Here is a 23,344-nt window from a genome sequence, read left to right as displayed (position 1 = left end):
GCGGGGTCAGCGGTGAAAGGGCATGCGCTTGTCCAGAGCCTCGCGCAGTTTTTCATGTTCGCCGGGTTTCATCGCGATGCTGGTTGCGGCATCAGGATAAGAGCCGTCCAGCACTGCGGCGCGGTAGGCCTGAAGGCCCAGCAGCCGCTCAGCCTCAAGCCGGTTGCGGATGCCCGCCATGTCCGCGAACGCCTTGGCATGGCGCGGCGGGTTCGGAGTGTCACCGCAGGCGTCCTCCTGAAACAGAAAAATCACATCTGCCGCCCCGCCTGAGCCGATGGAATGGGTGACCAGGCCGGTGCGCGGGCTGATTTCGGCGATAGCCTCATCCGCCACGCATTCAAGTTCCACCGCATAGGCTCCGGCGTCTTCCAGGCGGCGCAGATCCTCGGCGAGTTTCATCGCCTCGTCTGCGGTACGGCCATAGGCGCGCAGGCCGCCGATATTTGTCGACAGACGCGGCACCAGGCCCAGGTGCCCCTGAGCGCTGAGGCCTTCGTCGGCGAGTTTCTCAACTGCCTCGAAGCTGCGCAGGGTGTAGACCGCATCTGCCCCCGCGGCGGCGGCGCTGATGCCTGCCCGCAGAATCTCGTCATGAGTGGCATAATCGCTGGCCATCAGCGCGGCGGTGGTAAAGGTGTTGAGGGCACCGGCCCGGGCTTCGGCAATGTCATGGTCGACAATGGACAGGTGATCGATGCCCGCCGCCTCCGCTGCGGCGGCCTCAATTCGGCTGGTGGCCGTGGTCTGGACGAACTTGCGCTGCCCCTTTCCGGCGACAATGTCCGCAACGGTCAGGTTGCGCAGCGCCGGGTAGCCGCCGAAGGTATAGATGCGTTTCATAACTCAGCGGCCTCCCTGCCGCGGTGATCGTTCAGGGAAAGAGATAAGAGCGTGACACGCGCAAAGTAAAACGAGTAAATCGAAGTATAATCACAAAGTAAATTTGGTGATAAATGCGGAAACTGCCCAATCTGATCTGGCTGCGCTCCTTCGAAAGTGCAGCGCAGCATCTAAGCTTCACTGAGGCCGCGCAGGAGTTGGGGCTAACCCAGACCGCGGTCAGTCTGCATGTGCGTTCACTAGAGGCGGAGCTGGGCTGCAAGCTGTTCACCCGTGCGGCCCGGCGGCTGACTTTAACCGAAGTGGGCAAGGCATATGCCTATTCGCTGCGCCAGGCGCTGGGGGATATGGCGTTTTCTACCGCCAGCCTGTTTGGGGCGGAGGCTGAGCAGATGCTGACGGTACGGGTCCAGATGTCCACTGCAGGGCTTTGGCTCGCGCACCGGCTGCCGGAGTTTGCGGCACTGCATCCAGGGATACCAGTGCGGCTGGTCACCAACATCTGGGCCGGGTCTGATGCGCCGGAGAACGTGGATGTGGAGCTTCGGTTCGGCTCTGGCAGCTGGGACGGGGTGGCGGTGAAGAAGATATCGAAAGAACGGCTTGTCCCGATTTGTGCCGCCGGTGGCTGCAAATTGAGCCCAGAGAGGCTGCGGCGGGGGCCGCTGGTTCAGATCCTGGGGTTTGAGGACATGCTGTTGCGTTATCTTAACGCATCCGGCCTGGCGCCAGCCAAAGAGGTTGCCCGTTTTGCGGTCGACACCACAGTCGCGGCGATTGACATCGTTGCAGCAGGCGGTGGATTTGCCGTGGTGCTGGAACGGTTTGCGCAGACAGCAATTGAGACCGGGAAGCCGATTACTATTGCTGGTGAGCCGTTGGCGGTCGACCAGGCTCACTACTTGCTGGACGTTCCAGCGACGGCTTCAAATGATGCGGCCAAACAACTGTTTGAGGCCTGGCTAGAGGCTTCTTTTCAATAAGAGCTCGGCAAAGGCTATTCTAGATTTACCGCATGTGCGCCGAAGGCAGACCGAACTCACGTCTGCGGATGGTCCATTTCCAAAGTAGGCCGATGCCACGCCAAGCCGCACCCTCACTCCACGGCGAACATCAAAGAACCTTCACCAGAGCTGCCAGCCTCCGCCGCTCCGTCAACAACAAGTTTTGACAGGATCCGACCGACGCGGACGGCCCTTTGCGGACATTGAGTGGGGGTGGTCGGCTCTGCAGCGCAGCACGTGATATCGGACATTGGCAGGTAGCTTGGCCTGAAAATCCAGAGCGTTGCCAATCAGCTCTGGCTCTCCCTTCGGTGCCACCATTCCTCCAGGCGGTTGCAGATCACGCCGTTCCGGGAACTGGAAAAGACTAACCGGAATACCCCGTCCAGTTTTACAAGCCTCCCAGAGGCTTTGCGCCTGAATGCGGCCTGCCATCCTGCAATTGCTGTGTTCCCTGCAATAGACCAGATCTGCGCTGAAAACCTGACGTCTTCCTGCGCGTCTGCCGCACCTTCTTGCCAATACTGCCTGATTTGATCCCGGCCCCTCAGCGGTTCGCTGAACGGGGTCTCATGGTATTCTGCAGCTACCGTGAACAGGGCAGCCGCCTCGTCCGGGTCGCCTTCGATCCAGGCCCTGCCATAGGCCTTCAACCAGTCTTCAACATCCTGTTCTCCCATGCGGACCTCCAATTTTGGCAAGTGGCTAACGCAGTATCCTTTACGCGCTGCAGCAGGCCGACGGCTCTGCCGCCGGCCCGAAAAGTCACACGGCCAGCGACTGCGCGACCTTGATCAGCTTTTCCTCGTCGATGTCGTACATGTAACCGTAGATATTGGCGTGCTTGGGGGTTCCGGCGGAGTCCCGCATCAATAGGACATCACGCTCAAGGGAGGCAGTGTAGTCGCTAATGCAAATGCTTTCTGCCGGGTAAAGCGGTTCAATATCGGCACCATGTTCTTGCTTGTAAGCGTCAAAGATCCCCTCTTTGGTGAAGGACGTGGCGCCGCAATGAGTGTGGTGAACGATGACGATGTTCTCGATCCCGAACAGGTGCTGCGCCACTGTGACGGACCGCAGGGCGTCATATGCCCGGCCTCCTGCCACGCAAACCTCGAAGATGTTGGTGGTTGAAGCGATCTTGTTGCCGCTGTCATCAGTAACGATCTCTCCGGGGTGTGTATGACCGAACTCTTCGGCGACCAGCCGCGGCACTTGGACGATGCGCGGGTCATAGCAATAGACGACCACGGTTTTCAGCGGCACTGCCTTGGCGAATTCCTTGCGCACCGCCGCTTCGTCAAAGCCGGGTTGCTTGGAAAAGGCATAAGCGTCGAAGCTCTGATGATTGCCACACATGTTAATCTCCTTTCATCAAGTTAGAAAACCGCTGCAAGCGCGCGCTGCACCGATGCGCGCTCCTGCGCCTCGTGGTACCAGCGCCGGGTGGCCGGCAAGTCCTTAAGGCGGCCGGTACCCAGCAGGTGGATCATGGGAAAAACGGCACAGTCCGCCGCTCCGAAACGGGTGCCTCCGAGGAAACTGCAGATGCCGAGCCTCTGCTCGATGGCCGCAAGCGCGCGCGTTGCCCGCGCCTCGCCGAAGGCCAGGGCAGAGCTGCTGCCCTCTTCGCGCTCCAGGCTGAGCCCGAAATTGACGGGTGCCACCAGGTCGGTCATCACCAGGCTCAGGGCTTCAAGCGCGTGGGCGCGGTCCGCCCGGGCGGCTGGCAGCAACTGGCCGGACTTTTCGGCCAGATACAGTAGGATCGCCATGGATTGGCTCAGGGTGATCTGGGCGCCGCAAGGGCCTTCGCTGTCGATGATCAGCGGCACCTGGCCCATCGGGTTGAGGGCAAGGAACCCCGGCCTGTCCTGATCCCGCTCGCGCAGGTTCACAGGCACGGTCCGGTAGGGCAGCCCGGTTTCCTCCAGTGCGATCAACACCCTGTAGGTGTTGCCGGTGGTCCATCCGTAAAGATCAATCATTTCTCCCTCCCGCTGCCGGTACCGGGCTGTGATCCAGCTTAATCTGCAGCTCCTTCATCGCCGCGCCGCAGCCGCCGGCCATCAGCCCGGTGACCCGGCCTGCGTCGAGGTTCAGTTCAACCGTGATCTCGCTGGGCGAAGCGGGCTCCATGAAGTGGCCCTGCTCGATCAGCAGCTTTGGCCTGCGCACGCCGAGGTGGTCATACAACGCGCAGGCCAGCGGTCCGGCTGCCATGCCGGTGGCCGATTCTTCGCTGATGCCGTAACGCGGTGCAAACATGCGAGCGGTGGCGTCAGCAGAGGTAGCACCGGGATCCGTCGTGAACACGTAAAAGCCGATCAGATCCAAGGCTTCGCTGATGGCCTCGAGTTGCGCTAGGCCGGGTTTCACCGCCTTGAGCGCGGCACCGTCTTTGACTGCAACCAGCACAAAACTGTTGCCGGTATTGGCCAGCTTGGGAGAGAAGCGCGGATCCAGATCCTCCGGTGCCAGCCCCAGTGCGTTCAGCACATCCTGTTCCTGAACGCCCCGGTCCGCCCACTCAGACGGGTCTTCGTACCGAGGTGCCAGCTGCTCCATATAGGCGGCGCCATTGCGGATGATGATCTTGCGCGGGCCGTCCACGGTCTCTTTCGAGGTCTCCCCCTCACTCACCCGTCCGAGCTCAGCAAGATAGCTGAAGGAGGCGATGGTTGCATGGCCGCAATGGGCAATGCGGCGTGTTGGAGTGAAGAAATCCAGCTTGACCCCTTCGGTTTCGGAACGGGACACAAAGGCGGTTTCGGACAGGCCGACCTTCTGCGCAATTTCAAGCATTTGCGTGTCACTCAGACCGTCCGCATCCAGCACAACGCCAGCAGGATTGCCACCGGTTGCGGACGGCCGGGCGGCCCCGCCTTCGCCAAGGCGCTTCAGGTCTTCGTCGCTCAATCCGTCGCGCCCGGTCTTCAGAAGCTCCGGGTCGCCGCAATCCTTGAACGTGACGAAACCGTTGACGATACGGGCGGTGACTATGGCTTCAGTGCGGGTCATGCTTTCGGTTCCTTCTCATGAATTGCCCTCAGCATGATCCATCCCTTGCCAGGAATACATTGATATAACTATGATCCAGATTCATGAAACAGACCGACACCCTTCTGCTCAAGCTGATCCAGAGCTCGCCCCTGCTGGAGGCGATTGCCGAGGAGCAGAACTTTACCCGCGCTGCGGAGCGCCTCGGCATCGAGCAATCGGCGGTCAGCCACAGGATCAAGGCCCTGGAAGACGCGCTCGGAGTGCCGCTGTTTGACCGCACAACCCGCCGGATCATGCCGACCGAAGCCGGCCGTATCCTGTGTGACGCCGCGCAGCACAGCGGCAGCGCCTGGCGTGCTGCTCTCACCCGGCTGCATGACCTCAAGACCAGCCGCAGCCTGCGCCTGTCGGTGTCTTCTTCGGTGGCGATGAAATGGGTTGTGCCCGCCCTGCAGCGTGCGCAGGACAGCGGACTGGATCTGCTGGTCGACGTGGATGATCGACTAGTCGATCTGCACGCAGGCGAGGCCAAAGCCGCAATCCGCTATGGGCTGGGCCCGTATCCCGGGCTGCATTCCGAGCCTCTGCTGCAGGCGGTTTTGCTGCCTGTCAGCCGGCCCGGCTACCTGGGGCCGGTGCCGCTGCAGGACTATTGCCGCCAGCCCGGCGCCCGGCTTCTGGTGGATCGCTTCGGCGAAAGCGACGGCACCGGCTTCAGCTGGCAGGAGTATTTCGCTGGCCGCAGCTGGGATATTGAATTCGAGCGCTCGGTCAACGCCTTTGCCCGCGCCGATCTTGCCATTCAGGCCGCCATCGGTGGCATGGGTATTGCGCTGGGGCGCAGCCTTCTGGTGGAAAATGATCTTGAGGCCGGATTCCTGGAAACTGTCGGCAAGCCGGTAAAATCCCGCGCCCGCTACTGGCTGGTCACCACGCCGGCCAATGCCGCCACCGACGGGTATCAGGCCCTGCGGAAGTGGATGCATGAGGAAATTTCAGTAATCCGCGCGCAGCAATCAAAGCTGTTCAGTACGGGCTAACCCTCATATTCATGAGGCGAGCTCATGTACATATAGTTCGCCCCGCGCCCTGTTTCTGAGCTAGCCAGCAGGCAGATGCTCAGTTCAGCGGGGGTGCGGCATGCACTATGTCTTATGCGATGTTTTCTCGGACGGCCCGTTCTCCGGTAACAGCCTGGCGGTTTTCCCTGATGCGCGGGCGCTGAACAGCCGCCAGATGCTACAGCTGACCCGGGAGCTCAAGCACTTCGAGTCCGCCTTTCTGACCGGTCCTGCCCTGCCGGACGGCAGCCGGCCGCTGCGGGTATTCGATCTGGAGGAAGAGCTGCCCTTCGCGGGTCATCCGCTGCTGGGTGCCGCGGCTGTGCTGCACCAGCTTGAGCACCCCGCAGAGACCGCTGAGGCTGTCTTTGCCTTGGGAGAAAGGCAGGTCAGCCTGCGATCCGGCCGGCGTGAAGCCGGGTTTGACGTGCAGATGGATCAGGGACTGCCGTTGTATCTGGCAGATTTGAACGGCCCCGCCGCCCGGGAGCTTGCCAGCTGTTTCTCGCTGGCGCCGGAGGATCTGGCCCCGGACCTGCCGTTGGAAGTCATTTCCACAGGGCTGCGCTATCTGGTGGTGCCGGTTCACCAGGGCCTGGACAGGGCGGCCATCCGGGTCCCGGATCTGGAGCATCGGCTGGCGGATGTAGGCGCCCAGTTTGCCTATCTGTTCGATGTTCATCGGAACGAGGGGCGCCACTGGACAAACGACGGACGGATCGAAGACATCGCAACAGGCAGTGCCGCAGGCGTCATCGGCGCTTATGCTCACAAACACGGGCTGCTGAACGCGGCAAGCGGACTGGAACTTAAGCAGGGGCAGCATGCAGGCCGCCCCAGCCGGATTTCGGTGCGGGTCGTCAGCGGGCCGGACGGGATCAGAGCTATCCAAGTCGGAGGTCAGGTTTCAATCCTGGGCACAGGCCGGTTCGAGGTGCTGCCATGACCCTTGCCCTGCGCCATATCACCCGCGAAGAAATCGCCGCCCGGCTGTCCCACGCAGCCCTGCTGTCACCAGTGCGCCAGGCGATGATTGCCTACAGCACGGGCAAGGCCACTGCGGCGGCTCAGGTGCTGTTCCCGGCGCCGGGCGCCGATGTGCATGTCAAAAGCGCAGTTCTGCCTGGCGCCCCCATTTTCACCGTCAAGCTCGCGGGCTGGTCGGAAAGCCTGAAAGCAGACACCGGCAGCGGCCATAGCGGGCTGATCCTTGCCTGCTGCTCCAAGACCTGCCAGCCGCTTGCGCTGCTGCACGACGGCCACCTGATTTCCGACTACCGGACCGGCGCTGCCGGCGCTTTGGCCGCGCACAGCTGCCTTTCCGCCGGCCCGGTGGATGCGGCGCTGCTGGGTGCCGGCACCCAGGCGCGCCATCAGATCCAGGCGCTGGCGCAATTGCGGGAAATCCGCAGCCTCCGCATCTGGGCCCGCCGGCCTGAGGCAGCCAGATCGCTATCAGCTTCGTTGCAGGCCGGGTTTCCGGCAAGCCGGATCTCCACCGCCGGCAGCACTGCCGAAGCGATGCGTGGAGCCAGGTTGGTTGTCTGCGCTACCGCCGCCATAGAACCCTTGTTTCAGGCCGCTGATGTGAAGACCGGACAGACAGTTATCAGCATTGGCTCTGATGACGAAACCAAATGCGAGATACCCGCCGCTCTGCTCGCCCGGGCCGACAAGGTCTTTACCGACAGCCTCGGACAGGCCCGCGCCTATGGCAACGCAGCCCACGCCCTGTCTTCTGGCCTGACGGAGGCAGAACTTGGGATGCAGGAATTGGGCGCTGCCTGGGCCGGCAATGACCGGCTGCGCAACAGCGAACGCCAAGTCATCGTTTGCAGCCTGACCGGGCTGGGCGTGCAGGACCTTGCTGCGGTTTCAACCCTGTTCAACTGGGAAACACCCCGGACGAACTCCGCACCCGCACAAAAGACCGGATAAAGGCGGCGGCCTTCAGGAACCCGATGCGGCGAGCGGGACATGCTTCCGCCTTTTCATAATGATCGATGTGAAAACTTAAGGAGACACGAAAATGACCGACACTCTGGGCTGGAAAATCGAAGGCCATTCGTTCCGGGACGGCAGCCTGCTGGCAGATTGGGAAAAGATCTACCAGGACAGTACCTGGCACTGGCAGTACGACACCCACGAGATGACCTTCGCCATCTACAAGCACGACGGCCAGTACTGGAAACTGTATCATGCCCGCTTTGTGCAGCCCGGCGCCGATGAATATTCCTATGGCTTTGGTGGCCAGTCCTGCCGGATGGTCGAGGTGGAATACACCCGCCGTGCGCGCTCGACCCATTCTCACATGCTGATGGAAAAGGGCCACCGCCAGTGGATCCGGACCTACGAGTACGACCCCGCGATCATGACCGTCATCACCGCCGGTGAGGAGAACGGAAAATACGGCGCGCCTTATACCGAAATCCGCAAGAAACAGTGGGCCTGACCATGGCCGGACCTCTCTGCATCATTACCGGCGTCGGCGACGCCACCGGCAGCGCCACGGTGCGCAAGTTCATCTCGCAAGGCTACAAGGTAGCCATGATCGCCCGCAACGCGGACCGACTGCAAGCGCTGGCAGACCAGCACCCCGTCGCGCAGGCTTATGCCTGCGACATCTCCGATCTTCAGGCCTTCGAAACCTGCCTGACCAGAATCGAGGCGGAAATGGGTGTGCCCCGGGTACTGGTGCATAATGCGGTGTCGCACAGTTTTGGCCGGTTCCGCGAGCTGGACCCGCTGGAGATCGAACGGAACTTCCGGGTCAACGCTACCGCCTTGCTGGTCTTGGCCCGCTTCTTTGCGGACAAAATGGCCGCCAGCGGCGGTGGGGCAATTCTGGCCACCGGCAATACTGCGTCGCACCGCGGTGTGCCGAACTACGCGCTATTTGCCCCGACAAAGGCTGCTCAGCGCAATCTGTGCGAGGCACTGGCGCGGGACCTGGGGCCGGAAGGCATCCACGTCTGCTACCTGTCGGTGGATGCCGCCATCGATGTGACCTGGCTGGGCGCCAGCGACGCAGAACGCCCCAGCTGGCTGGTACCGCCGGCGGACTGGCCGCACGCAAGGGAGGACTTCTTTGCCCACCCCGACGGCATCGCAGAGGAAATCTATCACCTCACCCACCAGCACCGGACCACTTGGTCCTTTGAGACTACAATCCGACCCTTTGCGGAAAAGTGGTGATCCCCGCAGCCGCGGTGGGCGGCCTCAGCCTGCCGCGGCCTCAATCAACAGGAAGGGCCTCATGGGAAGACACAAGGAATTCGATCCGGACGATGCCGTGGAATCTGCGCTCAAGGTGTTCTGGCGCAAAGGCTACCATGATGCCTCTCTGAAGGATCTGATCGCTGGCACCGGTGTCAACAACTACGGGCTTTTTTTAGTCTTCGGCTCCAAACATGGTTTATACTTGGCCGCTTTTGAGCGCTACAACCGGGACGTAACTGGCCCGCTGGTCCGCGGTGTTGCCCGAGCCGACGCCAGCCCTGAAGGGCTACGCGATGCCTTGCGGGGAGCAAAAGAGCGGCTGACCCCGGGCGGCGAGCCGCTGGGCTGCTTCGTTTGCACCAGCATGGTCGAAATGTCCGGAACCGATGAGCAGGCAGCCGAACTGGCAGCCCGCAACCGCCGGATACTGTCGCAGGGGTTTGTCAGGTTCTTGCAGCGTGCGGTACCTGAAGACTCGGAACCCGCGCGCCGCACAAACGCGGGGCTACTGGCCAACGGCATATACACTCTCGGCCTGCTCATCCGGTCGCGCAGCCCGGAACCCCTTATCCTGGATCACCTCAGAGGCCTCTGCGCCCTGATCCGTCCCGCCACACGCTGCCAGGCAGGCAGCGCCAGCCTGCATCTTAATGATTGATGTGTTTAAGGAGAAAACCACAATGCGCTGGACACTGCTTCTGATCTTCCTGGGGCTGGCTTGGGGAGCAACCATACCTCTAAACAAGATCGCCGTGGCGGGTGGGCATTCCACTGCTGCCCTGGTCTTTTGGCAGCAGCTGGCCGGGTTTGCCCTACTGCTGGCCTGGCAGTCTTTCCGGCGGCTGAAAGGGCAACGCAGAGGGGCCAGACCGCAATGGGGTATCTATTTCATTGTTGCGTCGCTGGGTACGCTGCTGCCGCACGGACTGAGCTTTGCGGCCGTCAGCATGGTGCAGGCGAACATGATGTCCATCGGCATCGCCGTCACCCCGATGGCAGCCTACCTGATCGCCCTCGGCCTGGGCCGGGAAACGCTCAGTCTCCGGCGCGGCTCCGGTCTGCTCCTAGGCGCCACGTCCATCCTCCTGCTACTGGGCATTTCGCTCACGCTGCTGGGTCAGCAGGCAGCCTGGGGCATAGCTATCGCCTTGCTGCCCGGGCTGTGCTACGCGGCTGAGAGCAACGTGATTGCCGCCAGCGCTCGCGACCGCTTCAACCCTGTCGAAACACTGTTCTATGCGTCCGGCCTGTCTTGCCTTCTTGCTCTGCCCCTGGTCCTTGGCAGCGGCACCGATCCGCTGGCCCTGGCCACACTCTCTCTGTCGTTTACGGCACTCATCCTCTCCGGCCTGCTGCATGTTCTGTGCTACGCGGCCTATTTTGCAATCGTTGCCCGGACCGGCGCGGTCTTTGCCAGCCAGGTGGCCTATTTCGTGACAATTGGCGGTTTCTTGTCCGGCACTTTGTTCCTGAACGAGACGGCGCCGCCCGCCTTGATGGTTTCCTTAGGGCTGATGGTGTTGGGGGTCAGGTTGGTGCAGCCTCGGCCACAGCAGCGACAAGGGTTGGATATCGCCGATAGTTTCAACGGTTGAACTTCTGCATAAGCTGCTAATGGGTTCAATTCGAATAGGTCTCCTTGCAGCCCGTTTTAGCGCCCCGCAACCAATGGTATTGGCGGTACTAAGCGGCCGTTGGCCACTGCGTTCCTCCGCTGCACTGCGGCCCGTCATTGCGGACATTCGCTGCGACGCCGAAATCTGATGCTGCGTGAATTCACACACTGCGGACCTTACTGACATTCGCTGCAGCTGCAGCACTGACGAGTCACCGTGTCTGCTGTGCGCAGATAGTATCCCTTGCATACATAGCATAACGGGCATTGTGGAGATTGTGAGTTCAACTTGGGCGTCCAACCCTTCCTTGAACAAGAGACGTGCCACCGCCTTTCAAAACATACTACTATCCGAAGGTATCGGATTGAAAACATGCCGCTTTCAATCATTGATATAACGTCGCTGCGCTACTACTTGTATTGGCTGAATGAGCGTCTACAGTGAGGCCCTCCCTCAGAGATTCGGTAGAAGAAATTGCCAGCCATTGATATTACAAAGATAACGATCTCAGATTTTAAGCGTATCGGGAACCTCGAATTAGAAGTTTCGCCTATCACTGCTCTTGTCGGTGGAAATACGAGCGGGAAGAGTAGCGTTTTACAAGCTTCTCAGCTGAGTATCTCTCTTCTTCAGGCTGCGTTCAGGGGGCGAAATCGCAACGACGTCCCCCAATTCCTAGGTTCAGTCTCCGATGACGAAGTAGCGTTTCGCCCGACTGAAAAGCTCCTGGATCTTCGTCGCGGCAGATCTGCAACACAGACCAAAGGTTTCGAGATTGGTTTGCAGGGTCTCGTGGATAAAGGTGAAGGGCCAGTCGTGCAGTCCTTTACCCTAATCGTTAAGCGAGGAAAAAATGCCAATATTAATTTACGGATTGAGGGTGATCGTGACTTCGCGGGACTGCTAGCAGAGGGGGAGAATGGTTCGTCAGTTTTCACACCCGGGCTTTCAGGTATTTCGACACGTGAGGAGCTTCGAACCAAAGGAGCACTCGCTTCAAGTGTAATGCAGGGAGATGCAAACACCTACTTAAGGAGCCTGCTATATCACCTGTACGAAAACGAGGATGGTAGGAACGAAGATAATGACATTTTTTGGGATGTCGCAGATTGGAACACATCTCCGATTTTTTCCTTGCCGGATTGCAAGTGGAAGTCCTTCTGCTTATTACTGGATGAGGTATATGAAGGCGCAAGAATTACAATAAGTCATGATGATGATGTAGATCGCTACATTGACATAGAGATCCAATATAACCGGCAAGAAATGCCTCTAGATCTTGCATCCACTGGAATGCTTCAAGTAATACAAATTCTGGCTTATGCATGTTATTTTGCACCTCCCCTTCTCCTGCTTGATGAACCCGACGCGCATTTACATGCCGATAGTCAAACTAAACTATTTGATGCACTAAGAGGCATCACTCAAAAAACTCATACTAGAATTGTACTGGCAAGTCATTCTCCACAACTCTTGCAACAAATGCACAGGCAAGAAAATGTGACTGTGTGCTGGATGGATGACGGTGCCAAGGTGGTATTGGACAAAAAGAACTTGCCAGCAATCCCGGTAATGATGAGAATTGGTGCGTTAGGAATTGGTGCTGACGCTTTCAACCCCCAAAAGAAGGTCATATTACTTACCGAGGACACCGAAACTAAGTTGGTCCAGATAGTAGCTAAATCCAACGGTGCTGACGATAGCCTTGCTCTTATTTCTTACAGCGGTTGTGGGAATCTTCTGGGAGCAAGGCAGTTAGCAATCCTCCTGCGCGATTTGCGACCCGATGCATCAATCGTCATTCATCGAGATCGCGACTATAGGACGGAGGAAGAAATGACTTTTGAAGAGATCCGATCTACTTCATGGTTTTCCGAACGAGGCGTCGATAACGTTGCGGAGATTTTCACAACGGGAAACGACATTGAGCATGCATTCTGTAAAGGGGGTCATCTTCAGCTTTGCTTTCCAGAGAGAAATATAGATGAAATCAATAAGGTCATCGAGACGGCAATCGCTCAGAAGAGAGACGATCTTGTAGCAGCACTGGATAAAGCGAGGTTAGTGTTAAAAGAATCTTTGTATGACACCCCTCGTCATAGAAAGAATCCTGCATGGGTCACCGCAGGCCTTACTGATAAATGCAAACTTGGTTCAAAATTTCGCCCCGCTGATAGCACTGAACCATTTCCCTTCGATTCCTGTCATGGGAAGGTGCTCGAGATTGCTGCCCGAAAAGAGATCGGACAAGTCTTTGGAGGCGGGGCTGACGATATTATTCAGAAAGTGCATCAGGTAAGTGAAGGGCTTAAGGACCCACGATGGCAGGGAAAATTCAATCCAAATTGAATTCACCCTTGGAGAGGGTGATTAATGGGCAGGTTGTCGGACATTCTGAGCTAAAATAGGCCGAGGCCAGTGACTGTCTGCGCCCGACCTCCCCACCTCGAGCGTGTGTGGGGGCTTGGCCTCCCGTCCCTACAAGGCACAAGAATTGAAGGACTAATTCGGGCCGATTACTACGTTCTGCACCGGCGAAGAGCCTCCAGATGGCCAAGGTCCGCAATGGGCTCCAACTGCCCGTCTGCCCTCACCGCAGCGCCCGGCAGGATCGAGCCCAAAGTACATCGAAATCAACGCTACCAGAACATTGTTAGCCTACACATATGCCACTCCAGCGTGCTAAGCATGTCGAAGGTGAATCCAGCCTCAATATCCGAGGATACTGTAGCCTTCATCACGATAGGCTGACGATCCCAGTCATAACTAAAAAACGCAGTTTCGACTTCCTTTCTATTTCCAATGATTTGGCTCGAGCGGAATCCAGAAAGAGCTCCAACTCGCATGCTCCTAGCCTGAGTGTTCAAACACCGACCATTGCCATTAACGACGAGATTCGTGCAGTACAGCTTCCGCTGGTACAAGTAACTTTCATGGAATTCGGCGCGGTTTTCTTTGCCCCTTACCGGGAAGACCTCGATTTCCGCCCTAACTGACCCTTCGCATTTTAGACATTCATATACGACCGAGGTTTCAAAGAATGTTACGTCCCAATCACCGTCGCGTTCCAAGTTTTCTATCAAATAGTGATCGACCAGATAACGGAACGGCCCACCCTCTGCATGAGAACTGTGCCCAAAAAACAGGCAAATCACAAAGGTACAGTACTTGAGCATATGGATCTTTCCGTACATTCAATGATTTCATCACTTTGGATAGATTGAATCAAGTAACCTTGATGTGGTCAACCGAACTGGAAACGGCAGCCTTAGCCCGCACCGCGGTCTTTCAAAACTGGTCAGTGAATGGCCGCTTAGCACCGGTTGCCGCACGCTGCAGATGCGAGGGGGGGCCTGACGGCCGACGGCAGCTGTGGGCTCGCAGCTGACCTGCGGCGCTGCGGAACAGAAACCTCATGTGGCGTTGACTGAAAGTCGGCTTCCAACGTTTCGCCAGGATCGGCTCGCGCCTGCAGAGAAGGTCCGGTTCCCGCCCTTGTGGCTGAACCGTAGACTTCACCGGCATTTTTTCAGGGCCAATGGGATTTGGACAAGCCAAACGCCCTTGGCCGTCAGGGTGAGGACGCTGCCCTCCCCCTCGGGTAATGCTTTTAGACAGGCCATGTCCTCGCTTTCAGCTGCGGGCCGCACCTACCTGTCGAAAAGCATTGCCTCGCCCCCACCCGCGTTCGCCACGTGGCAGATCAGCAGGAGCAGACGCCTTCGGCGTCTGGCCTGCAAATCAGCCCTGATTATCCGGAAGGACAGTCAGATCGATCACAACAGGAGACGTGCACAGAAATGCTCAAGCCTCAAGAATGGAAAGGTTCTGTCGCAGAAGGCAAAACTATGTGTCGCCTGACACATGTAATGTGGGACGTCACGAACCTTTGACTCTTTTGGTATCCAAAACTTCAGAAAACAAGAGTTTCACGTCATTTAATCCTGACCCAAACGTCAAGCATTTCTGACCCAATACGAACAGCAGCCGTTCGGGGAGAGCGCAGCGAAGGTGTCGAAAGAGCCCATAGCGGTCCTTGATCGCTTGCCAGGTATTCGCGCGTGCAGCACGTTGCGAACGGCGCTATGCGGCCGTTCAATGACCAACACCGAAAGTTGTCAGGGCGGGCTGACGCGCTGTTGGTTTTGGCTTTCAACTTGTGCGTCTAAAGACGCTTCAATCTACCAGGGCGACGCTGAGGAATCTGGCGCTCAGGAGCTATGGCTTCTACATGCTTTACGGATCACCAAAGCTGTGACAATCCTTCTGAACAAGGAGCTTATGATCCTCTACACGGTCGCACAGGTGAAATGAGTAGATGGAGGGTTGAAAAGTCGCAGTAAATTCAAACTGAGATCGGGAAGAGGGCGAAAAATGTTCCACATGATAGAGAGAGCTATCACTGGAAGCCAATCCACAAGTTGGATTGGAGGCCTTCCCAAAATTCCCAAGTCTGCTTGGCCAAAGTCTGAGCAAACAGGCCTCCCACTGCATTTCATAGCTCAGATCGATCTACGTGCAGCTACAGATCAACCAAAAGATTTACGCCTGCCAAGGAACGGTTGGTTAGCATTCTTCATCGATACCGATTTTGAAGGAACAGTACAAAAGCATGGCTTGCAGCCTCATATTCTTTATGTCGCTGAGGAGTATGAATTTTGCGAACCCCCCTCCAGCATTCCACAGGTGTTCGGTTCCAATTTTAATTACGCTACCAGCTTCCACGCTGATCACCCGAAAAATCGCTTCTACCGAACACCCGTCAATCTGCAACTGAGGGACTGGGGCGATTACCAGTCTTGGATTAAAGAGGTTGGCGCACGTTACAACGATATTTTTGATGTGGAGCGCGACGGTCCGCCTTTTCGTATCGCGGCGAAGCATTTTTTTGTCCGCATTCAGCGGGAGTTCACCCAGAGACCCTTCTATGGAACCCGCGAGCGTGAATTGGTGAATATGAAACGCAAAGGGGCACTAATAGAAGTTATAGAAAGCTCTAAACACCTTAGCGGCGCAGACTTCAAAGCTGCTGTCCAAAGAGCCGGACACTTTGTGATCGAGGGAAACCCAGGGGATGCGCTTCTACGGGCACGTGAAGGCTTGAACGATAGTCGTGAGAAGAGCGAAATGTTACCCTCTGGCCAAGAACTCCTGAAACCTTTCCTATCCAAACTGAAAGAAATTTTCACAACTGGGGCTCCTTTCGAACCCATGTCAATGGATGACTACAACCTGATTGTGGAAATGGGGAAAGCAGCTCCGTTTAGTAACGAATTATCCCATGGTTTACCCCGCCAGATGCGAGGCGTTTTGGCAGAGTTAGCTTTTGGAGACAAAATGGATCTCTCAAAGTTTCCAAGAAAAGCTTTGAATTACTGGAATTCGCATCTGTTTTCCGCACGCGGGCCACATCTGTTCGCAGTACCTTTCGAAACACAACCAAAGCTCGAAACAGATGAGGACCAGTCCATCCTATTGCTGCAGGTGGCAAGTGACCCTGTTATGGGCTTCACTTGGGGTGATGAAGCTGCCATCCAGTTTTGGATTCCACCAGAAAACTTAATTAGGCATGACTGGAGCGGAGCAAGAGCTCGGCTTGGCCATTCCAGCATGAGTGTTTACCGATTCACTGAATGATTGCAGCGGGTCACGTTTCTATTGCTCCTTATTCTTCCCCCTGAGCTGCAAGCTTTCCTGCACTTCTAATTCTTACTTGTTGCTCAGTTTGTCACGAAACCAAGCATTCACTGCAAAGCAACCAGTAAACAGTCAGGTGTCGAGAACTCAGCATTGCTGCCGTTTGACTTCGCCCATACTGCACCTGCCGCGAACGGCAGCTCTGTCCCGCATCCCGTCCGTTCGATGATGATTGGTGGCTGCACCCGCAGCGAAGGTCGGCTCTGTCCAGTGCTCATGCAGCATAGGATCGCCACTCGGTTGTCAGATTCCGCGACTTTGCAAAGGTCGCTATCTGCGCTCCGCTGCCACCGGTGCAACCCGCAGCATCCCGTGAGGCTAGCTTGGCTCTGCCGAGGGTCCGCTTCTGGGAAACTGACCATAGAATTTCGCACCGGCAGCATTCTTGGTGCGGCATCCCTTGTCTACGGCCGCTTCGGGCTGGTTCCCATCCTACCAGGGAGCTCCCGAGATCCACTCTGTCTTTCAGGGCAGTGGTCTGGTCATTGCGGCGCCGCAAGGCGGCAGTGAGCCCTCATTTATCAATGCTGCAGGATGTCCAATGCCGGTTTCTAAGTAGCTGTGCCGTGCGATGCGCGGCCCTCCTCGTTCTGATTGCGCATGATCAACGGCCGAGGTTGCGGAATAGATGATCGCTATACCCAGGATCGACACCGGGGCGACCACATGAGGCGGGATACCCGACTGTCCCGCTGACTTGATGGCTGCGAAGCGCATGCTCCACAGCACCCCCAGCAGGAGCAAAAGGCCGTATTTCATTACTCTAACTCAAGTCGGTGAGAAGCTTGGCCGCAAAACCCAACAGAACGACCCCCGAAACCTGCCGAAACCTGTCGTATCTCGCCTGGGTCATAAACCGGGTGCGCAGAACATGGGCCAACGCGGAATAGGTGCTGAGAGACAGGATGGACAGGCTGCAATAGGTCAGGATCAAGATACCCGCCTGCGGCGCTAGACCGCGCTCCGCCTCGAGGATTTGCGGGAACAGCGCCATATAGAAGAGCAGCGCCTTGGGGTTGGACGCGGCAAGCAGGAATGCCTCAGAGAACAGCGCCTTGGCGCCCACAGGCGCCTCTGCCTGTGCCGTCAGGGACAACCTTTCTTTTCTAAAGATCAGCTTGAGGCCAAGCCAGGCAAGATAGGTAACGCCCAACCAGCGAAAGAGTGACCACAAAAGGCCCGAGGCTATCACAAAGGACGCGATCCGTGCCGCACAAATTGCCCCGCCAACGGCAAGGCCGAGGGCGTTGCCAAAAATTGTTGGCAAGACACGTTTGCCGCCCAATTGCACGGCTCGGCGCACCGTGTTCAGATTTGCCGGTCCCGGTGTCACGATATTCACGGCCGATAAGGTTGCGAACGATATCCAAAGTGCCCAGTTCATGGTGTCTCCTGCTGATGAGGTCAGATTGCAGAAAATCTACCATTCAACCGGCCGCCCGTACTTTCATTAAGAAAAGTCTGTCGCTAAAAGGATAGTGCTTTATTAGGCTGAATGTGCTAGTTAGCTTTTTATGAGAAGCCCTCTGGACGATCTTGACCGCTGCATTTTGACCGCTCTGGCGCGTGACGCGCGCGTCAGTTGGAAAGACCTCGCCACCGAGGCGGGGGTCTCGGCGCCAACCATCCGCGATCGCGTGAAACGGCTTCAGGACACAGGTGTAATTCAGAGCTTCGCGGTTGAGATTGCTCCAGCCGCGTTGGGTTTCTCACTCGAAGCCGTAGTGAGGTTTCGGCCACTCCCCGGCAAGCGCCATGTGCTGGAAGTGCAAATTCAGGAGACCGACAGGATCGTACAATGCGACAAGGTTACTGGGGAGGATGGTTTCGTGGTTCGTATCTTGTTGAAAGAGATTGGCGAACTGGACTCGCTGCTAGAAACATTCAGCCGGATGGCGACGACAAATACATCTATCGTGAAATCCAGCCCGGTGAGAATGCGGCCACCTCCATTTTAAAGCCATTGCAGACACTGGCGCAGCGAATGCTCAAACTGTCCTACATCCCCGCAGTTCGAAGGTGGTCGGCGGCTGCGCCTGCGGCGAAGGTCAGCTCTCCCTCGTGCGCATGCGGCATGGATCGCTCGCCATGCCGCCAGATCCGCAGACTTTGCAAAGGACGCTATCTGCGCGAGCACTAAATCGCTCCGCGATAGGGGGCTCTGCTTGGCCGGTGTCGGCCTGAAGCGGTATTCGTTTCGCGGTTTTCGAGGTCGGGTGTGTGCTGTTGGCCGAGGTGATTTTGCCTCGGTTGACAGAGGGTTTTCCCATGACCAATCAGCACCCTGCACCGGCGGCACCCCTCCGCGCGCGCATGATCGCGGATATGTCGGCACGCAATCTCGGACCGGCGTCGCAGACCAGCCACCTGCGGGCCTGCAAGCGGTTTGCCTCCTGGCTCGGGCGATCTCCGGAGACAGCTTCACCGGATGACGTGAAGCATTTCCAACTGCATCTGATCGAGAGCGGGACGAGTATCTGCACCCGCAACCAGACCATGACCGGGGTGATGTTTCTGTTCCGTGTCACCCTGCGCCGGCATGACCTGGCGGCCGAAGTGTTCCACCTCAAGAAGCCCGTGAAGGTTCCCGTTGCGCTGAGCCGCAACGAGGTCAGGCGCATCCTCGCCATGGCCCCCTGCCTGAAGGCGCGCGTGATGCTGTCACTCGCCTATGGATGCGGCCTGCGGGCAAGGTCCAGCGCCGGAACTGACGGGAGACGCTAGACCACTTGCCGAACTTCTCGGGCAGATCACGCCAAGGGGTGCCAGTTCGAGCAATCCAGAAAATTCCATCGAGAACAAGACGGTGATTGATAGGTTTGCGCCCGTTCGGGGCGCGGGTTGCCAGGATGACCATTCAAAGAAGGCCCATTCCTCGTCCGACAGCAGGTTTTGTGCCAAGCTAGTCGCCATCGTAGATGCCAGCTTGAAACACGACCGCCACCCGATGTGAATCCCTTTTGTCAACACGGCTTAGTAGTGCAACCTTTGCAGATCGCTGAAGTGGCCTCCATATGACCTGCGCGCAGGAGGCTGTTACATTGCCAACGAAATCTGCCGGGCGAGCTCTGCCAGGGCCTTGGCGAGCGCATCTGCGGTTGCGGATGGCCCTTGACCGCTGACCGGTGTCCGGATGTCGAAACGCTTCACAAATTCCCGCACCGTGCCTTCGGGCGAGGAAACCGCGAACTGGCCTGTCAGTTCGAAAACTCCGTCGGCGCGCGCGTAGGCCTGGTCCACTCGCACATCCAGACGCGCGTCCGGGCCGGTGTTCAGCGGCCAGGGTTCTATTGCAGCAGAGGCGCCAGTCCGTTCAGTGAGCCCGCGGGCCAGGGCGGCGGCTATGCCGCGGGCCGGGTCATCAGCCCATTGTGCGCCGCTAAGCGCAAACAGCGCGCCGCCTTCGCCTTCGGCGACAATGTCGGACGCGGCGGCATAGGACGGGAGTGAGACCAGCCGCACCTCAACCGTACGGGAGCGCAGGTTGGCTATTTTTTCGCCTGGGACCGCAGAGATCAGATACCGGGCATCATTGGCCGGAGCGCATGCCGCCAACACAGTCAGGGGCAGCATCAAAGACAGGGCTTTTATCATCTTACTTTCCAAACAGAAGAGAATTCGGGTGACGTTCAATCTTACGGGCAAGCTGGGAGACCGAGCGTGCGGCTGATTTGAACTCCCGCAGGGCATCCAGCGTTTCGGAGTTGAAGGTCGAGCGGGCGCCATAGGTTGTGATCAAGGCCTCAGATTGTGCGGCCAGCCTTTCCAGCCGGACTGAGAGAGCCGGCAGCCCTTCAGCTGCGGCGGCCACAGCATCGGCAGCGCCGCGGGCAGAGGCCATTGTGGCATTGGCGTTGCTCACCAGCCCGCCACTGCGCAGCTCCGCCAGGGTGAGGCGCAATTCATCCAGCGCACTGGTCAGGGTCGGGGGCAGCGAGCGGGCGCCCTCGGAATCGATCATGTTGTCAGCGCTCTTCATCAGCTGGCTGGCAGAGCGGATAAGCTCTTCGGCTTCCAGTGCATTGGCTTTGGCCGCCAGGGAGCGGAAATCGCTGACGAGCGCGGGCAATTCGTCCGCTGCCGCAGCGAGGCTGGAAGCGGCCCGGCCGCCCTGCTCCAGTGCTGCTGTCAGATGGGCCACGGCTTTGCCTTGCTGCAGCTCTGACAGAATCGTGCGAAGGTCAGCCACTGCTGCACGCAGCTCGCCGGGCAGCGCGCGGGTCTCTGGATCCGCGACCAGCGCCCGGGTATCCTCCAGCAGTGCCACCGCCGCCACAGGAGCCTGGCGGGTGCTGTCAGCGGAAGCCAGGGCTTCGATGCTGGCCAGAGTGGCGATTGCCTGCGCCATCAGTTCTTCGACCGGCAGCTCGCTGATACGCTCCAATGCGCCTTCTGCGGTTGCTGTGAAATCGGGCAGGTCGGAGGGAGCACTGGGCAGTTCGGGGAAGGGTTCCGCGTCGCGATTGAACAGTGCAGGCTCAGCCTTTTCCAAGGTGACCAGTTCCACAATCAGCTCAGAGCTGAACAGCCCGGCAGCAGCCAGCCGGGCCCGCAGCCCGCCTGCTGCCGCCTGTTCCAGAAAGTCCAGTACTTCAGTTTCCCCCGCTCCGGGCGGCAGGCCCATCAGCGATGGTTCAAGCAGCAGTTTGGCAACCAGCCGCACCTCCGCCTCGTCACTGACGCTCTGAATAGCGGCGTTCAGACTGCTGACCTCGCCGACCTTGACGCCGCCAAGCCTGACCGCGGCGCCGCTGGTCAGGCCCGCAACCGACTCGCCGAAGGCAACCGAAACGGCGACCCCGCCTGTCAGCGAGCGGGCAAAGGCTGTGCGGCGGGCTGCGGCTTCGTCGGGGTGAATGTCGAAGACTGCGCCGGAACTGACCGGGCGGCCGCCATCGAACACGGTGTCAAACTCGATCCCGCCGGCCACCAGCGAAGCAATGCTGTCCACATCAAGCGACAGCCCGCTGGCGCCAATAGAAACTGAGAAGCCGGAACTGTCCCAAAAACGCGTCGCGGAATTGATCCGCCGGTCATGCGGGGCCTCGATAAAGGCATCGACAACGATACTGTTGCCGCTGACCGTCAGGCGCGGGCGTTCCAGCCGGCCGACTTCAATACCGCGGAATAGCACCGGTGCGCCTTCTGAGATCATCCGTCCGTCGTTGGTGCGCAATGTGATCCGCCGCCCGCCACGGCCCGGCTGCACAAGCGGCGGCCGGTCAGCGCCTTCAAAGCTGATTTCGGCACTGCCCTGATCCTGATCCCAGGCGCCTTCGATGTACACTCCGGACAATACGGTGCTAAGGCCCGAGATGCCCCGCGCGCTCACTTCGGGACGCACCACCCAAAAGGCGGCATCCTGATCCAGATAGGGGGCAATCTCTTTGTCGATGCGGGCCCAGACTGAAACCTTGCTCAGGTCCTCGGCAAACCCCACCTCTTCGACCTGACCGATCACCACGTCGCGGTAGCGAACCGTCGTTTCATTGGCGGCAATGCCGGAGGCGTTATCAAATGTGATGCTGATCAGCACGCCCCGGTCGGAATAGGCCTTCCAGGCGACCCCGAGCGAAACTGCCAGTGCTGCCAGCGGCACCAGCCAGACCAAAGAAAGGTTTCGCCAGGGCGAGAGGCGCTGCGCAGAGAGGGTCATCGGGGCGGGTTCAGGCGTGCTCATTCATGTTCTCGCTTTTCCGCTTTCCAGATCAGCCGCGGATCGAAACTTTGGGCTGCCAGCATGGTGAAGGCAACTGACAATGCAAAACTGACCGCTGCAATCCCCGGCGTGACGGCAGCAGCAAAATCCAGCTGAACCAGGGCGGTCAGGATCGCCACGACAAAGACATCGATCATCGACCACCGCCCGATGAATTCGACAATCTCATAGAGCACCAGCCGGCCATGACTGCCAAGGGCTGCGGACCTGCGGACCGAGACCGCAAGATAAGCGATGGCCAGGAATTTAGCGACCGGGATTACGATGCTGGCAAAGAACACGATGAAGGCAACCCCATAGGCGCCATGGCTGAACAGTTCGGCTATGCCGCCGATCAGCGTGTTCTCAGAGCTGCGGCCAAAGGTGGTGGTGCGCAGCATCGGGTACAGGTTGGCGGGGACATAGGCGATCAGCCCCGCCGCCAGCCAGGCCCAGACCCGCTGGAGGCTGGCCGGCCCCGCAGGGCCCAGGGTGCTGCCGCAGCAGGTGCAGGACCGAGCACCATCTGGGTTCGCCGTGCCGCAGGCGCGGCAGCCGGCCAGCCCGGCCGCAGCCGCGGTCAGGAAACGCTGCGCGTTTTCAGGGTTTTCCATACGGTCAGCCTGCAAATCGAGTTGTCGGTCAGGATTGTCACCACCAGGAGTGCTGCAAAGGCCCAGAACGCAGGCCCCAGCCCGACCTGCGCCAGGCCGGAGACTTTGACAAGGGCCACCGCCACGCCGATGATGAATATCTCGGCCATCGCCCAGGGTTTCAGCTTCTCCGCCCAGCGGTAGACAGCGGCGGCCCGCGGCGCAGGGCGCCAGCCCAGAGCCATCGGCGCCAAGGTGTAGATCAGCGCGCTGTAGCGCGCAGCAGGCAGCAGCACGATCAAGAAGCCGGTGGCCAGCGACAAGGGCGCCATCGGTCCGCGCGAAAACGCCATCACCGCATCCAGCACCGAGGCCCGGTGCGTCAGGCCCTGGGCCTTCAGCTCCAGAAAGGGGAAGCCGGCTGCGGCGGCCAGCAGGATCAGTGCGGTCAGCGACAGCATCGCGATCCGGGTCATGGCGCCGGTTCTGGGGGCTGCCAGCACTGTGCCGCAGCGGGCGCATCTGGCCACCGTGTGCGCCGCCACATCCTGATCGCGGTGCAGCACGTCGCAGACAGGGCAGGCAATAAGCTGTTTTGAATCCATGTCAT

24 protein-coding genes and 1 pseudogene are annotated in these 23,344 nt (G+C 58.8%); 13 read left to right on the top strand and 12 right to left on the bottom strand.

Translation table 11 applies throughout. The features are described 5' to 3' along the window. Window positions 1-6 precede the first annotated feature (6 nt). Window positions 7-843, bottom strand: a complete 837-nt coding sequence (locus K3557_RS00125; protein WP_259996571.1) for a 3-methyl-2-oxobutanoate hydroxymethyltransferase — start codon at window positions 841-843, stop codon at window positions 7-9. Window positions 844-956: 113 nt separating this feature from the next. Between K3557_RS00125 and K3557_RS00120 the strand changes: the two genes are divergently transcribed. After that, entirely contained in the window at window positions 957-1,826 is an 870-nt protein-coding gene (locus K3557_RS00120; RefSeq protein WP_259996570.1) for a LysR family transcriptional regulator, read from the top strand. Window positions 1,827-2,137: 311 nt separating this feature from the next. On the opposite strand, the gene K3557_RS00115 is transcribed toward K3557_RS00120, so the two are convergent. From K3557_RS00115 to K3557_RS00100, 4 genes are all read right to left on the bottom strand, one after another. Beyond that, entirely contained in the window at window positions 2,138-2,527 is a 390-nt protein-coding gene (locus K3557_RS00115) for a nuclear transport factor 2 family protein (protein WP_259996565.1), read from the bottom strand. 85 nt (window positions 2,528-2,612) lie between these two features. After that, entirely contained in the window at window positions 2,613-3,206 is a 594-nt protein-coding gene (locus K3557_RS00110) for a hypothetical protein (protein ID WP_259996563.1), read from the bottom strand. A gap of 20 nt (window positions 3,207-3,226) precedes the next feature. After that, window positions 3,227-3,835 (bottom strand): glutathione S-transferase family protein, encoded by a 609-nt coding sequence (locus K3557_RS00105; protein WP_259996561.1) that lies wholly within the window; start codon window positions 3,833-3,835, stop codon window positions 3,227-3,229. After that, window positions 3,828-4,868, bottom strand: coding sequence for a PhzF family phenazine biosynthesis protein (locus K3557_RS00100; RefSeq protein WP_259996559.1), 1,041 nt, complete (start codon window positions 4,866-4,868; stop codon window positions 3,828-3,830). The genes K3557_RS00105 and K3557_RS00100 overlap by 8 nt, the downstream gene beginning before the upstream one ends. 83 nt (window positions 4,869-4,951) lie before the next feature. Between K3557_RS00100 and K3557_RS00095 the strand changes: the two genes are divergently transcribed. From K3557_RS00095 to K3557_RS00050, 10 genes are all read left to right on the top strand, one after another. Continuing rightward, window positions 4,952-5,890 (top strand): LysR family transcriptional regulator, encoded by a 939-nt coding sequence (locus tag K3557_RS00095; RefSeq protein ID WP_259996557.1) that lies wholly within the window; start codon window positions 4,952-4,954, stop codon window positions 5,888-5,890. Window positions 5,891-5,990: 100 nt separating this feature from the next. Further along, window positions 5,991-6,857 (top strand): PhzF family phenazine biosynthesis protein, encoded by an 867-nt coding sequence (locus K3557_RS00090; protein WP_259996555.1) that lies wholly within the window; start codon window positions 5,991-5,993, stop codon window positions 6,855-6,857. After that, complete coding sequence (locus K3557_RS00085; RefSeq protein WP_259996553.1) at window positions 6,854-7,849, top strand: ornithine cyclodeaminase family protein; 996 nt, start codon at window positions 6,854-6,856, stop codon at window positions 7,847-7,849. The genes K3557_RS00090 and K3557_RS00085 overlap by 4 nt, the downstream gene beginning before the upstream one ends. Before the next feature lie 91 nt (window positions 7,850-7,940). Next, window positions 7,941-8,363: a hypothetical protein gene (locus K3557_RS00080; protein ID WP_259996551.1), complete on the top strand. Its 423-nt coding sequence runs from the start codon at window positions 7,941-7,943 to the stop codon at window positions 8,361-8,363. A 2-nt stretch (window positions 8,364-8,365) separates the two neighbouring features. Further along, window positions 8,366-9,106, top strand: a complete 741-nt coding sequence (locus K3557_RS00075) for an SDR family NAD(P)-dependent oxidoreductase (RefSeq protein WP_259996549.1) — start codon at window positions 8,366-8,368, stop codon at window positions 9,104-9,106. Between the two features lie 61 nt (window positions 9,107-9,167). Further along, a complete protein-coding gene (locus K3557_RS00070) occupies window positions 9,168-9,788 on the top strand; it encodes a TetR/AcrR family transcriptional regulator (protein ID WP_259996546.1) in 621 nt (206 codons plus the stop codon). Between the two features lie 22 nt (window positions 9,789-9,810). Then, on the top strand, window positions 9,811-10,725 hold the full coding sequence (locus tag K3557_RS00065; protein ID WP_259996544.1) for a DMT family transporter: 915 nt from the start codon (window positions 9,811-9,813) through the stop codon (window positions 10,723-10,725). A 495-nt stretch (window positions 10,726-11,220) separates the two neighbouring features. Next, window positions 11,221-13,095: an AAA family ATPase gene (locus K3557_RS00060; RefSeq protein ID WP_259996542.1), complete on the top strand. Its 1,875-nt coding sequence runs from the start codon at window positions 11,221-11,223 to the stop codon at window positions 13,093-13,095. 1,749 nt (window positions 13,096-14,844) lie between these two features. Continuing rightward, window positions 14,845-15,060, top strand: a complete 216-nt coding sequence (locus K3557_RS00055) for a hypothetical protein (protein ID WP_259996540.1) — start codon at window positions 14,845-14,847, stop codon at window positions 15,058-15,060. 60 nt (window positions 15,061-15,120) lie between these two features. Further along, window positions 15,121-16,383 (top strand): YwqG family protein, encoded by a 1,263-nt coding sequence (locus K3557_RS00050; RefSeq protein ID WP_259996538.1) that lies wholly within the window; start codon window positions 15,121-15,123, stop codon window positions 16,381-16,383. A gap of 525 nt (window positions 16,384-16,908) precedes the next feature. Here the strand turns inward: K3557_RS00050 and K3557_RS00045 are convergent. Together K3557_RS00045 and K3557_RS00040 are read right to left on the bottom strand one after the other, a co-directional pair. Continuing rightward, entirely contained in the window at window positions 16,909-17,202 is a 294-nt protein-coding gene (locus K3557_RS00045) for a hypothetical protein (RefSeq protein ID WP_259996536.1), read from the bottom strand. Window positions 17,203-17,206: 4 nt separating this feature from the next. Then, on the bottom strand, window positions 17,207-17,827 hold the full coding sequence (locus K3557_RS00040) for a LysE family translocator (protein ID WP_259996534.1): 621 nt from the start codon (window positions 17,825-17,827) through the stop codon (window positions 17,207-17,209). A 166-nt stretch (window positions 17,828-17,993) separates the two neighbouring features. Here K3557_RS00040 and K3557_RS00035 point away from each other — a divergent pair, with 166 nt between their 5' ends. Together K3557_RS00035 and K3557_RS00030 are read left to right on the top strand one after the other, a co-directional pair. Beyond that, window positions 17,994-18,401: an Lrp/AsnC family transcriptional regulator gene (locus K3557_RS00035; RefSeq protein WP_259987378.1), complete on the top strand. Its 408-nt coding sequence runs from the start codon at window positions 17,994-17,996 to the stop codon at window positions 18,399-18,401. A 310-nt stretch (window positions 18,402-18,711) separates the two neighbouring features. Further along, entirely contained in the window at window positions 18,712-19,167 is a 456-nt protein-coding gene (locus tag K3557_RS00030) for a phage integrase N-terminal SAM-like domain-containing protein (RefSeq protein WP_311198482.1), read from the top strand. On the opposite strand, the pseudogene K3557_RS00025 reads toward K3557_RS00030, so the two are convergent. The 5 genes and pseudogenes from K3557_RS00025 to K3557_RS00005 form a co-directional block, all read right to left on the bottom strand. Further along, window positions 19,133-19,356 (bottom strand): annotated as a pseudogene (locus tag K3557_RS00025) (transposase); the annotation flags it as partial. The gene K3557_RS00030 and the pseudogene K3557_RS00025 sit on opposite strands and share 35 nt — an antisense overlap. A 123-nt stretch (window positions 19,357-19,479) precedes the next feature. Beyond that, window positions 19,480-20,037, bottom strand: coding sequence for a membrane integrity-associated transporter subunit PqiC (locus tag K3557_RS00020; protein WP_259996532.1), 558 nt, complete (start codon window positions 20,035-20,037; stop codon window positions 19,480-19,482). Between the two features lies 1 nt (window position 20,038). Beyond that, window positions 20,039-22,123, bottom strand: coding sequence for an MlaD family protein (locus K3557_RS00015; RefSeq protein WP_259996530.1), 2,085 nt, complete (start codon window positions 22,121-22,123; stop codon window positions 20,039-20,041). Beyond that, on the bottom strand, window positions 22,120-22,755 hold the full coding sequence (locus K3557_RS00010; RefSeq protein WP_259996521.1) for a paraquat-inducible protein A: 636 nt from the start codon (window positions 22,753-22,755) through the stop codon (window positions 22,120-22,122). Before K3557_RS00010 ends, K3557_RS00015 begins: the two co-directional genes overlap by 4 nt. After that, window positions 22,722-23,339, bottom strand: a complete 618-nt coding sequence (locus K3557_RS00005) for a paraquat-inducible protein A (protein WP_259996520.1) — start codon at window positions 23,337-23,339, stop codon at window positions 22,722-22,724. Before K3557_RS00005 ends, K3557_RS00010 begins: the two co-directional genes overlap by 34 nt. Between the last annotated feature and the right edge of the window lie 5 nt (window positions 23,340-23,344).

Origin of the sequence: Leisingera sp. M523 (genome assembly GCF_025141335.1) — a bacterium.
Taxonomy (GTDB): domain Bacteria; phylum Pseudomonadota; class Alphaproteobacteria; order Rhodobacterales; family Rhodobacteraceae; genus Leisingera.
Note: the sequence above shows the minus strand (reverse complement) of the source record. Positions and strands in the feature narration are given on the sequence as shown.